General features: G+C 62.8%; 13 protein-coding genes. 1 reads left to right on the top strand and 12 read right to left on the bottom strand.

The window, feature by feature from the left end:
• Positions 1–76: 76 nt before the first annotated feature.
• From RT567_RS06245 to map, 12 genes are all read right to left on the bottom strand, one after another.
• Positions 77–802 carry an ImuA family protein gene (locus RT567_RS06245; protein WP_206435088.1) on the bottom strand — a complete coding sequence of 242 codons (726 nt, stop codon included), beginning with the start codon at positions 800–802 and terminating at the stop codon, positions 77–79.
• Between the two features lie 143 nt (positions 803–945).
• The gene (locus RT567_RS06250) at positions 946–4,935 is read right to left on the bottom strand and encodes a hypothetical protein (RefSeq protein ID WP_125999590.1); all 3,990 of its coding nucleotides are present in this window, start codon (positions 4,933–4,935) and stop codon (positions 946–948) included.
• Positions 4,936–4,981: 46 nt separating this feature from the next.
• Positions 4,982–7,300 carry a hypothetical protein gene (locus RT567_RS06255; RefSeq protein WP_125999591.1) on the bottom strand — a complete coding sequence of 773 codons (2,319 nt, stop codon included), beginning with the start codon at positions 7,298–7,300 and terminating at the stop codon, positions 4,982–4,984.
• Complete coding sequence (locus RT567_RS06260; RefSeq protein WP_125999592.1) at positions 7,297–9,345, bottom strand: AAA family ATPase; 2,049 nt, start codon at positions 9,343–9,345, stop codon at positions 7,297–7,299. Before RT567_RS06260 ends, RT567_RS06255 begins: the two co-directional genes overlap by 4 nt.
• Positions 9,342–9,872 carry a hypothetical protein gene (locus tag RT567_RS06265; protein ID WP_125999593.1) on the bottom strand — a complete coding sequence of 177 codons (531 nt, stop codon included), beginning with the start codon at positions 9,870–9,872 and terminating at the stop codon, positions 9,342–9,344. The genes RT567_RS06260 and RT567_RS06265 overlap by 4 nt, the downstream gene beginning before the upstream one ends.
• Positions 9,872–11,191: an SIR2 family protein gene (locus RT567_RS06270; RefSeq protein ID WP_125999594.1), complete on the bottom strand. Its 1,320-nt coding sequence runs from the start codon at positions 11,189–11,191 to the stop codon at positions 9,872–9,874. Before RT567_RS06270 ends, RT567_RS06265 begins: the two co-directional genes overlap by 1 nt.
• Complete coding sequence (locus RT567_RS06275) at positions 11,188–11,559, bottom strand: XRE family transcriptional regulator (protein WP_125999595.1); 372 nt, start codon at positions 11,557–11,559, stop codon at positions 11,188–11,190. The genes RT567_RS06270 and RT567_RS06275 overlap by 4 nt, the downstream gene beginning before the upstream one ends.
• 4 nt (positions 11,560–11,563) lie before the next feature.
• The gene (locus RT567_RS06280; RefSeq protein WP_125999596.1) at positions 11,564–11,929 is read right to left on the bottom strand and encodes a type II toxin-antitoxin system RelE/ParE family toxin; all 366 of its coding nucleotides are present in this window, start codon (positions 11,927–11,929) and stop codon (positions 11,564–11,566) included.
• 40 nt (positions 11,930–11,969) lie between these two features.
• Positions 11,970–12,269: a thermonuclease family protein gene (locus RT567_RS06285; RefSeq protein ID WP_234831998.1), complete on the bottom strand. Its 300-nt coding sequence runs from the start codon at positions 12,267–12,269 to the stop codon at positions 11,970–11,972.
• A 116-nt stretch (positions 12,270–12,385) separates the two neighbouring features.
• Entirely contained in the window at positions 12,386–13,639 is a 1,254-nt protein-coding gene (locus RT567_RS06290; protein WP_125999597.1) for a tyrosine-type recombinase/integrase, read from the bottom strand.
• Positions 13,640–13,756: 117 nt separating this feature from the next.
• Complete coding sequence (locus RT567_RS06295; protein WP_313575093.1) at positions 13,757–14,434, bottom strand: RadC family protein; 678 nt, start codon at positions 14,432–14,434, stop codon at positions 13,757–13,759.
• A gap of 26 nt (positions 14,435–14,460) precedes the next feature.
• A complete protein-coding gene (gene map, locus RT567_RS06300) occupies positions 14,461–15,282 on the bottom strand; it encodes a type I methionyl aminopeptidase (protein ID WP_087141568.1) in 822 nt (273 codons plus the stop codon).
• A gap of 151 nt (positions 15,283–15,433) precedes the next feature.
• Between map and RT567_RS06305 the strand changes: the two genes are divergently transcribed.
• On the top strand, positions 15,434–15,876 hold a 443-nt coding region (locus RT567_RS06305), incomplete at its 3' end, for a competence/damage-inducible protein A (RefSeq protein WP_313575095.1).

Here is a 15,876-nt window from a genome sequence, read left to right on the forward strand (position 1 = left end):
CGCAGCGTGGGCGGCGGCGTCAGCCGCCAGCACCACCCGCCTGTTCCCGTCGCGGCCAATCAGGACGAGCGGCGCCTCAGCCGGCGGCGCCGCGTCGCCAGCCTTCCGCCGTAGCCGGTCGGTGGACCAGCTCGGCAGGAAGAGCGAGACGACCCGTGTCATCGCACGCCTCCACTTCGAAATCTGCACTTTCGCCCGCGCGAGCGCGGATCAGTTCGACTAGCCAGCGGGCTCGACCCACGCCCGGAACGGGAAGCGATGTCGAAGGCAAAGCGGAGACGCGCCAGCGCGTCATCGCCGCCGTTGGCTGGCCGAAGTCTGTAGCCTCTGTCTGTCGCCGCCAGCGTCTCAGCGCGATCCCGATCGATCCGGTGCCTTCGGCCGCCAGTTGCAGGCGCCGCGAGGCGGTCATGGAAAGTCGGGCCACTTCACCAAGGACGGCGCCCAGGCCACCGTGGCGCAGGCCTTCCTCCATGCAGGCGAGCACGGTCTTGTCGTCGCCGGCTTCGAGATAGATCACGCGATCGGATGCAAGGCCTGCTTGGGCGATCGCTGGCGCGAAGAGGTCGGGGCGCGTGATGCACCAAAGGATCTTGCCCTTCGTGCGGGCGGCGATCCCGGCGCTGAAGAGGGCGGCAGCGGCTCCATCGATCGCGCCGTTGCCGCCGCCGGCGATCTCATGCAGGGCGCCGAGTGCGAGGCCTCCGCCGGGTAGGCGCGAGTCGACATCGGCAATCCCGAAGGGGAGAACCGATTTGGCGCGCCGGCTGCGACCTTCGATCTTTTCGATCTGCGCGCGCAAAGACTCTATGGCGGGCTCGGGCCGCAAGCTCGTTCTTGACCTCCAAGGGCGGATTTGCTTCCATGTTCTCTATTTGTTCTATCGTTGAGGCGCCAGAGTCAAGGGAAGAGTCGATGGCCTCGGCAGTTCTCGCTGGCTCTTGCTTACGAGGAGGCGACCCGATCCCCGAGCCTTTTTCGGACGGCCTCTCGCAACTGAACCTTGCCAAGATCGTCAAGAATGGAGGCTGGAAGAGGTTCCGACGCCGTCAATAATTGACGCCCAGGATGACCGGGCTCCAGCAGATCAAGGATTCGATCGGCAGTCGCGCGGTCGCGTTTGGCCATGGCATTGGCCCCGACGAGCAGCAAAGCGCGCCGCTTGTTCGAGCTGGCGACCCGCTCGAAGAATTTGAGGGCTGTTTCCGCCGGAGCATGGGCGCCGACGAGATGAGCCGCTGGCGCCGCGAGGATTGCCGGCGACCTCAGTACAAACCCAGGCGTCAGACGCCCGACGATGCTCGGGTCCACGGACTCTGCATCGGCCAAGGCATCAAGGGCGTCGAGCCGAATCCAGCGTGCTTCCGGGATGTTGACGAGGTTAAAGATCTTCTGCTGGATTCCGGAGCTGCAGCAATGGGCTGCGACGATCAGGGCGAGTTGGCTGAGCGTTCGGTCAACCGTGGTATTGGCAAGATCGAGAAGCGTATCGCCGACTACATCCGACAAGGGGCCGTTGGCTGCAAGGGCAACGACGGCTTCTTGTGCTATATCGAAGCTTTCGGGTTCGTTGTGGTGCGGCTCAGCGCTTGACCAACTGTCATGGATCAGGGCCAACAGCGTTTTGAGGTGATCCGGATGCGGACGTTCTGCGAGCAGAGAGACCAGAGCGCGGCGAACGCGGCTACCGGGATCGGATGCCATTGCAAGGATTGTCGGCGGCAAGGGGTCGGCGAGGGTCGGCGCGAGATGAAGTAGTGCAGCACGGCGCGCGTCGGCGCGCTGGTGCCGCAGCGCCGTTTGAAGGAGGGTGGCATCGCCAGTTGCAATCGCCGCCTCCGTCGCCCTGACAGCATGCTCCGTGCGGCTGGCAATTGTCAGCCATCGGGCGATCGCTGGCGAGGCGTCGCCGCTGCTTTCGATGATGACCGGCACCACAAGATCAAGCGCCTCCGCATCGAGTTGCGATGCACAGCCCGTCAGGAATGAGAGCGCGGTACCGCTGACCCGGCGAGCTTTCCGCTTCGTGGTCGAAAGGGCGTTGAAAATTTCCTGGAGTTCATTTGGAAGTGCATCAGTGACGCGTCTGAGTTTGGCGTGGCTGCTTTTCCCAAGCCGCCGGCGAGCGCGTTGCATGGCAGTGAGCAGCGTGACTTGCCGATCAGGCTGCTCGCTATTCGCCTGGAATGCGGCGATCAGCGTATTTGGTGCGACTTTCAAAGCTGTAAGCGCAAACTCGTCGCGCAGATCCGCCTGAGAGGGGACAAAGCTGATCCGTGCCGCAAGCATAGGCTCTAGCGCTGGGCGCCAGTGCTCTCGCACTGCCGCCCAGACATTTGGCTCGTCTTCGGTCTGCTTGACCGCCGCGAGCACAGCCCGCAGCTCATCTTCATCAACCGGTCCGGGGGACATCACGAGCGCCTGCGACCAGGCGCGGACCAACTCCGGGAGCCGCGGATGGTCAGCAAGCACCACCCAGCGACCCTCTGCGCGAAGCTGTCGGACATAGGCGTCGACGAAGACGCCGGATGTATAACCGTCGCCTTCATGGCTCGATTGCGCGGCCTCTTCGACGGCATGATCCCGTTCGCCATCCTCGATCGCGCGCCACTCCTCCCGGCCGCTCTGAACGTGCTGACGGTGGAGGCCCGCGAGGTCATCCAGCGCAGCCTGCACGACGCTCTCAAATCCATCTAGGTCGCGCACGGCGCCGGCCGCGACGGCGTCGGCATTGAGCTCGAAGCCGTTGCCGACCATCTGGCGCGCGGCGTCGTGATAGGCGGAGGTCAGGGCGGGTGCGAAGCGATCGAGCCGCTTGGCGAATCCCGATCCGTAATTCCCTCGGTCGAAGCCAAGCTGCTCACGGATAAATCGCTCGGCGACTTTGGCTGCGAACGGGCTCGCTGCCACGGTGTCGTACCAGGCATCGTCGAAGATCGGCGGTTGCCAGTTACGAACGAAGAAGGAAGCTCCCCGCTGCGTGCCTTTCAACAGCCACCGCGCAACGCGGCTCGGTATGGACACATCGCTGCCCACCTCCGACGCCAGCTCCAGCAAGGGCGCGAACTTGGAAGCCGGATCCATCAGGCTTTCGTCCAGCCAAGCGTCGATCGCTTCCTGGCTGCCGGAATCAATGTCGAAGGTCCGATCAACGTCCTCTCGGCTTGCGAACGAGCGCGTCACTTCGAAAATTCGGGCGGCGGTTTCCAAGCCCCAATCGCGATGCGCTGAAGGCAACTGAGTGAGCGCGGCGATCAGAGTCTCGATCGCAGCCCCGCTCTGGCCCCAATTGTCCTTGGCGAAGGCTTCAAAACCTTGTCGGACGCTGGGATGAGCAAAGGCTATGGTGCGGGCCGGCTGACGCAAATGGCGGGCCGCGACCATGCGGTCTATAAGACGGTCTAGGCCGTCGGCGAGTGCGCGATCAAGCCCGCGTAGCGTGCGCTGAAGAGGGTTGAGTCGGCTGCGGTCGAATTGCCCGCGTGCCGCCAGCAGCGCCCAAACGATGGCTGACGTGCCGCAAGTGTCGATCGATGATAGGGCTCTGAGGACAACGCCTTCCACCGCATCGCGCTGCGCCAGTTCGAGCAGCCGGCGTAAGAAGACGTGATCTCCTTCACCGACATCGGGGCCGGATTGCATATGCGCAAAGTACAGCTCGATCTCAAGCGGGGTGCCAAGCCTGTCGAGCGCCTCATTGCGAAATGCATAGGCCTTGGTCTGCAAGGCGGCGGGTAGCTGATCCATGCGGTTGTCGTGAATGTCGCGGAGTTGACCGTCCCGGTAATGGTCCGCGTCCAGCTCGACCGACCATGCGTTGAGGCTATCGCCGACCTTGGCGCTCTGCATCATGTCGCTGCGGGACGTGATGACGAACTGATGATCCGGCGTAGCCTTAGCAAGGAGGCGCGGCAACTGCTCGGTCCAAGCCTCGCTGCCCCCGCGTAGGCTGAATTGGCCCCATGGATCATCGACATAGAAGAGTGTCGGTCCATGGTTGACGACCTTGCGCACGCTCGTCGGAGCATCATCCGCCCCAACAGTGACGACCTCCAGCACACCATTACGCCGTCGCGCGAGATCGCATAGCTTGAGCGCTGCCTGCGTCTTGCCTGTGCCCGAGGGTCCCCGAATAACAACTGCGTTCTTGTCGTTCAGGACCTTGAGCATCTCGTCAAAGTTCGCCGGGGGCACGAAATGCTCGAGGCTGGCGGAGCTGGCCAGGAACCCGCCGTGCGCCCGCACCGTGGCGAGAAGGTCATCGCTCGTCCATAGACCGGGCGTGCTGCCTCGGGTCCGCCGCCTGGCTTCGAGACGGAGCTTTTGGAGGAGATTTAGCTGTTCCACTTTGGGAACGTGCAACAGGTCCGACATGAGCGCTCGGATATCGGATGCGAGCTGTTTCTCTGTCAGCTTCCCCCAGATCGCGACACGGCCTTCGGGCGATGTCTTCAATGTGGCGTGCAGGCTCGGCGGAAAGCTTGCCTTGTCCGAGACCTCTTCGAAGCCTTCGACCAGCAGTCCACGCGCGACGCCTTTTGCGTCGGCATTGGTGACGAGCAGATAGCGAGTGTTCGGCTCGTCGAGATGATGCAGGGCTTTTCGGCGCCCCCCCTTTTTTGCAGAGCCGTGCTTGAGCAGGGCGTCGAAATCCTCGATCGACCAGGGCTCGCCGTTGTCCATCTTGACTTGGACGACAAGCTTGTACCCGCCTGCGATGATCGCACTGGGTTGCAGGCGTCCTGGCACGTAGGGTTCCAGGTCCGCCTCCAAATCCTCCTCGCTCGCCGGTTCGAGCACGAGGCGTGTGGCCGCTTTGGAAATGAGGAGAAGTTGCAGCGCCGCGAGGATTGAGACGTCGAGTTGGTAGTCGAAACCCGCTTGAGCGGCGGCGGCGCCTCGTAGGGGGCGCTTTGCGTCGGCGCTATCGGTCAAAGACGGCTCCGACCGGTCCGAGCTCAACCGCTCGCTATCTCCATTACTATTTGTCGACATCGTCAAACACCGAGCGCTTCGTGGCGACCGGAGTGGGAGCCGGAGCTTCCTCCTTCTTTTGCGTCACGATGTGCGTCCAATCCGCTTCGTCTTCTGAGCCGTCCTCCCGCTCGCGCTTGCGCTCTTCCAGTCCCTTGACCGACCGCTTCACCTGATCGCGCGCGTGGTCGATCAGGGCTGTGGCGTCCGCGTCGACGCCGATCGCCTCAATGCGATCGAGCACATCAAGAAGCTTCTTGAAGTGGCTGTCAGGCTCCTCGTCCAAGTCAGCGTCAGCGACGATCTCGTCGATTCGTTCTTCGAGCGAAGGCAGCACAGTTGTTCGCAGTGCCAAACCTATGCCGACCAGTCTCAGCGGCGGTATGAGCGCTAGCATCTCTGGTTCATCGAAGGCGGAAGAATCTAGGTTTGTAAGCACGGCGGATTCGAGAGTGTCCGCCGCCTCTGAGCGCAGATCGTCCGGCAACACGCCGAGGTGATGGGCTCGGGCGAGGGCTGCGATCTGGGGATTGTTGCCGGCGAGGTCGGTCCGCCAGCAGGATCGTCGAAGTAGATCTGGAAATTGCTGGACCGCTTTGGCGAACACCGGTTCGCTCGCCCGATAAGATAGGAAGTGGAATAGCATCCAATTGCGATGCCATTCATCGGGAGTGTGGCCGAGCCGGGCAACCAGAGCGTTGTCGAGCGTCGTCGGGATGACAAGGGCGTCTCGAATGAGAGGCGAGCCCTCGCATGTGAAACTGTTAAGAATGGTGTCTATGGTCGCGCCCCGTATGAGCGCCGCCATCATGTGCGGCTTCTGGCGCAGGATCTCCGTCAGCGCGTCTGATATCGTCGGATGGGCGAAGGTCCATTTTGATCCGGAGAGCTTCAGGAACGAGCCTTTCAGCTCAGCGAAACAATCCTGGATCTTGGTGAGGCTGTACGACGTCAGCTCCGCGACTGCTTGGGCAGCCGACACATCGTGGTCGCTGGGATCGAAGCCGGCTTGCTGGACGTAAACCAAGATGAGCGCGGCTTGAAGCTGATCATCCAGGGCATTGACCGTATCGATCAAATGCTCTGTGGGCTCTTCCATAAAGCGAACAAGGGAGCTTTCGCGAGGCGCGAGCCCCTTGGTGAAGTTCGGATCGCCAAGACGTTCGGCAATCCCAGGAAGAAAGTCGCGAACGGCGGCGACCGCAGTTAGGTGTGGCTTGACGCTTGATCGCCAGCTCTGACTCTGCTCGCCGAAGTTCACGTGATTATAAAGTATCTGCGCCTTCTCTTCGAATGTCAGTTCGCCGACATCGACGACGGCGCTGTTATCAGCGAATTGTGCAAGGTTGCGCTGTCCGAGCCGACGTCGCGCCGCTTCGTAGATATGTTTGCGGGAGGTAAGGAGGAACCGGTTGCCGTGCTTGATCGCGGCCCGCAGCTTCGAGAAGGCCGACGCCCAGTCCTGCACATAGTCGTCGCGCAGCACATTCGAGCCGAAGGCGTCATCGATCCAGAAGAAGCGGCCCGGATCGTTCGGATTCCATCCAGCCTCGAAATCGCGGGGACTGGTCAAAGCGAGAACGGTGTTGTCCGGGTTTTCCGAAGCGATCGTCGAGACGATTGCGCCGATTGCCGATTTGCCGCTTGATGGATTGCCCAGCAGCAGCACCACGCCGTGGTTGGAAATGGCGTTGACAGCGTCGCGATGTGCTTTGGTGGGTACATAGGTGCGGAGCTTTGGAATCCAGCTGTCAAGCAGCGCCCGGCTCTGCTCGCTCAGTCGCTCATCAACGATCGACGTGAGGTCTCCCAGGCCGTAGACCTGCGGGACGAGCGCCCGCAGTCGGGCGCTGGTTCTAATGACCCGGACAATATATTGGCGACCAAGAATGTGCGGCCTGCGCACGCCGAGCGCCCGAAGCCTGGCGCGCATCGCCGCCGCGACAGGCGCGTCCACGCTCATGTTCGTCATGAAGGCGTAGGTGTCCGCCTGGCCGGCTTTGACCAGTTCCTCGACATTCTTAAGCTCAGCGGTGAGATCGCTGAGCTTCAAGGCCTTCATGGCATCAGACGTATGCTTGCATTGGACCGTGCCGATCGGCGGTGCGTCCGTTCCCGAAGGGATGAGGAAGACCGCGTCCTGGCCGCCGTCCTGTGCTTCACGGAAGATCTCTACGGGTCGGCCGAGCACGACCTCGCATACCTGCGAACACAGATCCTGAAACGCGCGCCAGCCGACGGTGTGGAGCGCCAGATCGCTCCAGGGTCCGTGCGCCCGACGTTCGCGCGGTGCCGGAAGCTCGATCTGCGCGCTCTCAGCCGTCATGCGGTGGCGACACCACGTAAAACACCCACCGGCATCGGATTGATTTCCTGGTCGATGACCACGCTTGTGGCGCCGAGCGGCCCAAGGTCGATGTCGAGACGCCGGCCTCCCTCCGTTGCGGTGCTCACCAAGCGCCGGCAAAGCAGATCGGCCAGCGCGGGGTCTTCGACGGCGCAGATGATCTGGCGCCCGTCCACGCGCAGAGCGGCGAGCACTTCGACCAGGTGAAGGGCCCTGAAATCGTCGATGTGCTGAACGGGATCGTCAAGCAGAAGGGACCTGAGCGGTGTCCACGCACGCGCAAGATGGACCGAAAGAAGGAAGGCGAGACCGGCGGCGCGACGCTGACCGCTGCTAAAGACGAATTGCGGGTTCAGTCCGTCGCCTACCTTGAGACTTAGGAAACGTCGGACGTCACCGCGGATGCTGTAGTCGATTGTCCGCCAGTCTGCGTGCGGTCGCAGGCGCTGATAAAGCTCGTTGAGCAGAGGACTGATCTGAGCAAGGCGCTCATCGATGATCTCCGCGCTCACGCGTCTAACTGAGCGTTCGATTTCGCGGGCCGCTGTGACGGCATTTTGTGACTGGCTGACTGCCTGCGCCAGCTTCTCGATTTCAGCCCGCAGCGCCGAGATGTTGCTTTCGATTGACGACATTCGCGAGATTGCTTGCGAGGCTTCCAGCACGAGTAGCGCGCGTTCGAGGTCAATCAGCCGGTCGCGTTCCGGAGAAATGGCCCGCTCCAGCCCGTCAGGATCATGGATGAAGCGGTGATCGAGCCCCCACTGATCGTAGAAATCCAGATGCGCCGCTTCCTCATCGCGCAGACGCCGCAGCTCGTCCGCTTGGGCTTGAACCGCGGCGGTGGCTGTCTGCAACGTGAGGCTGGGTTGCCGCGCGTTCTGTTTCGCGGAGGCGAGAGCATCGCGGGCGGCCTGAACGCCCGACGCCAGTGATGTAATCCGTCGACGCGCGGCGGCCAGACCGGCAGCGAACTCGTCCGATGTCCGATGGGCTGCGCATAGCGGACAATGATCGTCGTGTAGCCCGAGGCGTTCGCCATGTTCGACGAGAAGGCTCAGCGACGCTGCCATCGCGTCCATCTCTTCTTCCCGCGAGAGGCGTTGTTCGGCTTCCGAGAGGGCTTGCTGTGCCGCCTCATGCTCGCGCTGCGCTGCCTCGTGCGCTGCCGATGCGGCCTCGCGGTTTGCGACGGCCTCCGGAGCGTTGTAGAGCGCTTGCGCCGCCGCGACCTCTCGACCGAGCTGAAGCGCTTCGCCCATTCGACCCAATCTGGCTCGTCCGTTCGCGAGCGCGTTTCGACCTGCAGCAAGACGTGCCGTCAGCTCGGTGGGCGCATCCGGCGCCGCGGCGGCGATCACCTGAAGCGCGCCGGACACGTCCCCTGATCGGCTGAGCGCGGCTTGTGTCTCGGATTGCTGCGTCAGTCTGTCCGCTAGTCGCGAGCGGGCAGCCTCATAGGCGGCCTCATCTTTAGTGTGCGCAGCTTCGGCGGCAGTCACGACCTCCTTGGCTCTGCTACCGGCTTCCGAGCCTTCCAATGCACCGAGCGCCGAGCGCACGAGATCAAATCGCTCCGTTTCGGTGAGATCCAGGCTGAGCGCGGCGATCCATTCGTCGCGGATGATCGACGTCCGGGTGAGTTGTCGAAGTGCGTCTTCTGGCGCAGGTCCACGGCAGAGCGCAGCGTGGATTTCCTCCGGTGAGCGATCGGAGCCGCGTTCCCGCGTCCGCGTGATGGTGAATGGGTTCCCGCTGTCGTCGACGAAGGAGACTGTCACATAGTGGGCTTTGGGAACACCTTCGCCGCGCCACCAAAGGTAATCACTGAGGCTCTCCTTCGCAGCCTTTTCGACGGCGTACTTGTCAATGGAGCCTGTGATCGCGAACTCGACCGCATCGCACAGCGTGCTCTTGCCCACGCCGTTGCGACCGGTGATGACGGTGAAGCCCCGTCCGAAATTGATCCGGACGAGATCCCTAAAGCCACGAAAGCCGCATACTTCGATGAACTGGAGCCTCATGAAGTCGCCCCCAAGATGCGAGCAATCTCGGCGGGTGTGGTCTCGCCGAGAAAAGCAGTAACGGCATCCGGAGGAATGTCCTTCAGCCTCGTGCGCAGTCTCGTTTCGAAGTTGGACGCGCCGAGCAGCGGCTTGGAGCGTATCGACAGCAGGGGTAGCAGCGCCTTCTCAACGTCATCAGGCGTGGTGATGGATGCCTTCGCGATCTTTCGAGTCAAAGAGAAATCCTCTTCGATGCGCTCGATCTCGCGCCCTCGGCGCGCGTCCTGATCGGGGGTCAGAAAGACCGAATAGACGTTCCATGCCTTCACTCCGGCGCCGCGTAACGACGCGGCATGACGAGCGAGCGCGGTTTGCTGGTTCTCCTTCCAAGCGCCGAGGAGAGCATCTGCGCTGTCGAAGACGTGGACGAATCCCATCAGCGCCGCGTTTTCGAAACAGGTCACTGGGCCGGCCGAGCCGGTCCACGTCCAGGTTTCATACTGTGCGTCGCGAAGGAGGATTTCGGCTTGCGTGAAGATGTCCATCAGATGCCCAACGCGGCTCTTGCCCCAGGAAGGTCGTACCATTCACCCGCTGGATCCGGACGAATGACATCACCGGCGCGTCCGCTGCGAACCACATTGTCCGGCACGCCCAAGTCGGTCGCGCCTACCGCGACAACAATGTCGGACTGCATCGCTGCAGGCGGCTCGACGAACTTCCCGCGTAGCGTCCCGAGGATGGATTGCGCCCCGTTGAGGACTCGGATGCTCCGGCCGTTCAGATCATATCCCTCGGCGCGTTGCACGGCGCCGGCCTGACGGAGCAGCAAGTGGAAGAAGCCTAGGGCTTCTGGATTTGCTGGACGCAGGAGCTTGGCCGGCTCAGCAGCAGAAACGCCTTCGGCATCCCGCCTCAGACCATATAGGGCCTCGCTGTCGAAATTTCCGACGTCTAGCCAAGCCGGGTCACAGTGGGCTCCGGTAGCTTGCTCGAAGGCGGCTCGTCCAGCGTCCAGGACCTGACGTAGGTAGTTCGACGAGAAGGCTCGACGAAGCTCGTCGAGCGCCGAAGCGCCTGACTCTTGCACATGTTCGAACGTCACGTTTTGTGCGTGCGCGATCTGCCAGAGTTGCGGGGCCTTCTGCTCGAGCGCGTTTGTCGGCGAGAGGTCGATGACGGTCACGGACAGCGGCTGCACGTCGATCAGCGCCTCGCCGATCACGGCGTTGAGGTACTCCCAGTCAGACCAGAAGCCGACGACGAGCAGATCCTTCTGCCGGAGGTTGGCAGCCATCCAAACTTTGCTTCGCGCAATGCGGCCCGAGATCGTCGGCTCGCCGAGCTGCGAAGGCGCCCAGACCGTGGCTTGTCGATCACGGTGGGAGCATCCATGGAATTTCAGCAGGGGTGCCTGTCGGACGGAGTCGGCAGTGGCTTCGTCTCCGTCGAGCGAGCCGCGGAAGTCAGCGCCGTAGTCCCAAGCCCGTCGCTCGATCAGCGTGTCGTAGTTGCTCGATATGCCGGCGACGGCGGCGCGGGTGATAAGAAAATCCGCAATTGCGGCATGCCCTGTATTCGAAGGCCTTACGAAAGCCGGCCAGGGCACGAGATGTTCAATGAAGACCGACTGCAGTGTGTTGAGGCCCGCAAAGTGCTCGGCGAGCGCCTCCAGATTGTCCCGAAGACCGAGGTCGCAGTTCGGGTCAGCTTCGAGGCGGTATTTGTCGAAGCACCGCTCGGCAACCGTACGGGCCGACGGCAGGCTGCTCGGCGGCGCCATCGAGAGTCCGGCGCCGCAGACCACCAGAAGGCGGCCGGCATTCATAGAGGCTAGCAGTCGAGTGATGGTCTCAGGCGTCACGCAAGCCTCCGCCGAGAACCAGCTCGCCGAGCTGGCGGCCTCGTCGCCGGCTGAGTTAAGTCGCCAAGATGTTCGATCCTCACGGGCGGCCGAGCCGGCAGCTTTACCGTCAGCTCGAGTTTGCCACCGATCGCTTCGACATAGCCGCGCAGTGTCGAGAGATACATGTCCGCCTGGTTTTCGATCTTGGAGACCGAAGGTTGCTTGATGTTCAGGGCGGCCGCGACATCTTCCTGAGCCTTGCCGGCGATCTGGCGGAGCTCTCGCAGCCCTTCGACTTCCTGCCGAAGTTCGTCATAACGCGCTTCGATCTGCTCCTGCTGATCGCGGGGCAGGGAAGCGATGACCTGATCGATGCTCCGTCCCATAGGGTCATCCCTTCTTTACGGATTTCAGGTTTTCCAGATGTCCGGAATACCGACCGTCCGCTTTTGCTATAAGCTGCTTGTAGAAACGCTTCTGACTGCCGCCGGATTTGTCGCCCGCGACGAGAAGGATGGCCTTCCGTTCGGGATCGAAGGCGAAGGCAGCACGCCATTCGCCCTCGGCGGCAGAGAAACGCATCTCCTTCATATTGGCGTGTTTCGAGCCGTTGAGCGTGTCGGCATAGGGCCGACCGAGCTGCGGACCGAATTCGCCGAGCAGTTTCGCAACCGCCAGCAATTGGGTCTGAACCTCGCGCTCGAAAGCCAGGAACTCCGCCTCGAAGGCGTCATGCAACCTAACATCCCAGGTCATATAGCTTCCAAGCTATGTTGAGTCAATGGCGAGCGGGGCATCAGTTGCCACCCTCGGCCACGCCAGCTTGGCGCAGCAGATCGCCAAGGCTTGTTCCGCCGATCCAGCATCGCGCGATGACGCGGTCAAAGGAGCGGACACGGCCGCCGCGACCACGTTCGGCTCTGCATGTAATCTCGCGCCGAAGGGCGACGCGTTCGAGCGCCGCCTTCGCCGCGGGACCGCCTGGCGTGTGCAGCTCCGGGGCATCGAAGTCGGCAAGGCGCACCTCGATCCACTCGTTGGGGTCCGAGGTACGGCCGACGCAGAGACCGTCGCCGTCGCCGACATAACGGACCAAGCCGGAGAACTGGACTCCAGCCTGCGAGGGGACAGCCGCCTCGCACGGATCTGCGTAGGCGGGGGCCGCGCAGCAGACCGTGACGAGTGCGCCTACGACAGCGATGAAGCGACCGCTCACGCCGCCTTCTTCAAGGCGCTGCCGCCCTTCTTCTTCGCAAGCAGCGCCCGGACGAACTTATCCCATTTGGCCATGCCGGCGCGTTTTTCGACCATGTAGTTCCAGCGATCGTAGTGCTTCGAACTGACGTCCTGAAGGGCGTGGTTCTGAAGCCGATCGCGGATTTCCTTCGGCACACCAGCCTTTCCGGCGAGCGTCTTGAAGGTGCGCCGGAGGTCTCGGTTCGTGACGTAGGGGATCACGCCGCGATCGCGCTGACGCCACATGAACGAATAGAGCGTCCCGTGGCTGACTGGCTTTGAGGGATCGGTCATCGAAGGGAAGAACCAGCCATATTCGTTGACGTTGATGGATTGCAGAAGCTCCGCTGCGAGCGACGGCACCGGCACAGCATGGGGCAGCAGGTTCTTCGTCTTCGACCAATCGATGATCCGTTCCTTCGCGTCCCACTGATCGATGTGGAGCTGTGCAATCTCCTGCACTCGCTGTCCGGTCAGCATAAGCAGCCGAACGGCGCGGGTGTAGGGCGGGTGGACCGGCGTATCGGGGTTTTCGAGCCACCGATACAGCCGCAAGAACTCGTCCTCGTCGAGCCATCGCGTGCCCTGGACCTTGGGCTCGGTCGGGATGCCCGTCGCGGGATTGAAAGGGATGCGGAAGCGGCGAGCCGACTGCTGTCGATAGTCGTTGTCGGATTTCATACCCCAGCCGAAGGCCGCGTGGAGATACGAGCGCACATGATCGGCCATGGACTTCGCGCCCCGGTCATAGATCGGACGGATCAGTTCGATGATCTCTTCGGCCTCGATCTCGCGGGCGAGGCGGTTTCGGCCGAGCGTATCGGCGATCTTGTTCAGGCCTTTTTCCGTCTCCTTCCATGATGGCTTGCCGGCGGCCTTGAGCGACGCGACATAGCCCTCGAACAGATCCGCGACGGTGCCAGGACGGGTATCACTCGCGATCTTGATGCTTCGGCCCTTCTGGATGACATCTGCGAAGTCGCGTTTGAAGACCGCGCGCGCGTCAACCAGGGACATCGAGGGATATGCGCCGATCTTCTTCTTGGTGCGTTTGCCGTCGCGCCACTGCTGCGCCATCCAATCGGCGGTGACGCGCTTGGGCATTGGCTTCAGAATTAGGACGAGGCGGCCTGTACCGCGCCCGTCGCCGTCGGGAAGGTTTTCTTGCTTCTGACTCACCTCGACGCGCTTCAATGCGTGCCGGATGGCGGTGTCGGTCAGGCTGGGCATCACGATTCTCCTGTTCCGCAACTGGGATCGGTTCAGGAGATACAGGGATCGCTTGCTGGGAGCGGGAAGCCGTTTTCTACCCCTTAAACCGCCCCCAATGTGCCAAAACCGCCCCCACTACGCAATGGCAAAAGTGCCCAATTTTCCTAGTGTTTCAGCGTGCTTGTGCGTGCTCCAGCGTGATCTTTTTGACCGAGTGGGATGGTTGTGAACGATGATCATGGCGCTGGCCGACAGCTCCAGCGCCCGGCGCACCACCTCACGCGGATAAACGGGGGCGTGGTCGACCGTGCCCCGGTTCTGGATCTCGTCCAGGATCAGCTGGTTCTTCTTGTCGAGGTACAGCACGCGGAACTGCTCGCGCGGCTCATGCTGAAGGCTAAGGCGAACATAGGCCAGCAGCGCCGTCCACGACGAGATGACGGTGCGCTTGTTCGCCTCTTCCTTGGCGACGCGGCGCGAGACTTCGTGCAGGGCGGCCAGGTCCAGCGCAGTCTCGGCGCCCACGCCCTTGGCTCGGCCCCGCGAATCCTCGGCCCGAACCGTCATCAGATCCTCGACCGAGGCCGCCAGCACCGCCGCCAGCGACCCGAACCGCGTCAGCAGGGCCTTGGCCACCGGCTTGACGTCGCCCTGCGGCTGGCTGCGGAAAAGGAACAGCTCCAGCAGCTCATAGTCCGGCAGATGATGGATGCCGGCCGTACGCGCGCGTTCGCGCAGCCGCTCGCGATGACCGGCGTGGTGCGGCTTGGCCTTCGGTTGTTCCGACGTTTTTTTTGGCGGTTGATCGAGCATCAGCCTCCCCCGGAAGGGAGACTAGCTCAGAATTTCGGGCGGAAAAGGCCCTTGGGCGAGGCGGTGAAGATTTCCAGCCCGTCCTCGGTCACGCCGATCGAATGTTCGCACTGCGACGACAGCGACTTGTCGCGCGTCACGGCGGTCCAGCCGTCCGACAGCACCTTCACCGCCGGCTTGCCCAGGTTCACCATCGGCTCGACCGTGAAGAACATGCCCGGCTTCAGCACCGCGCCCTCGCCGCGACGTCCGTAGTGCAGGACGTTGGGGCTGTCATGGAAGACCCGGCCGATGCCGTGGCCGCAGAAGTCACGCACCACGCTCATGCGCTGGGCTTCAACGAATTTCTGAATGGCGAAACCGATGTCGCCGAAGGTGTTCCCCGGCTTGATCTGGGCCAGGCCCAGATCCAGCGAGTCATAGGTGACGTCGATCAGTTTCTTGGCGCGAGCGTTGATCTCACCGACCGGATACATCCGGCTGGAATCGCCATGCCAGCCGTCGACGATGACGGTATGGTCGATGTTGACGATGTCGCCTTCCTTGAGAACCTTGTCGCCGGGAATGCCGTGGCAGACGACGTGGTTGATCGAGGTGCAGACCGTCTTGGTATAGCCCTTGTAGCCCAGGCAGGCGGGCGTGCCGCCGTTGTCCAGGGTGAACTCGCGCACCAGATCGTCCAGTTCGCCCGTGGTCACGCCCGGCTTCACATGCTCCCCGATCATGTCCAGCGCCTCGGCGACCAAACGGCCGGCCTTGCGCATGCCCTCGAACCCTTCCGCGTCATAGATGCGGATCTCGTGGCTGCGGACGAAGACGTCGGTTTCCAGGTCGGGGGTCTCGTACATGCTCGGCTTTCGGGGAGGCGCGCGCTCCGCAAGGGCGCGGAACGGGCGAAGAGGCTGCTTTCAGGACTTCAGATGGTCAGACTAGCACAAAACCTCAAGCCCGTCAGGGTTCACGGCTGACGCAGGGCCGCCTCCGTCCTATCTACGGGCCATGCCCCAGATCGCTCCCTCCCCCACCGCCGCCGTCTTGATCATCGGCGACGAGATCCTGTCGGGCCGCACGCGCGACACCAATCTGAACACCCTGGCCCGCTTCCTGGCGCCGCTGGGCGTCGATCTGATGGAGGCGCGGGTGGTCGGCGACCGTCAGGATCAGATCGTCGCGGCCCTGAACGCCCTGCGTACGGCCCACGACTATGTCTTCACCACCGGCGGCATCGGCCCGACGCATGACGACATCACCGCCGATGCCGTCGGCGCCGCCTTCGGCGTTCCCGTGCGCGAACACCCCGAGGCCCTCGCCATCCTCGCGCGCCGCTATGCGCCGGGCGAGTTCAACGCCGCCCGTCGCCGCATGGCCCGCGTACCCGAAGGCGGCGTCCTGATCGCCAATCCGGTCAGCGACGCGCCGGGCTTTCAGGTCGACAACGTCTT

It is taken from the genome of Brevundimonas sp. (assembly GCF_032107865.1).
GTDB lineage: Bacteria > Pseudomonadota > Alphaproteobacteria > Caulobacterales > Caulobacteraceae > Brevundimonas.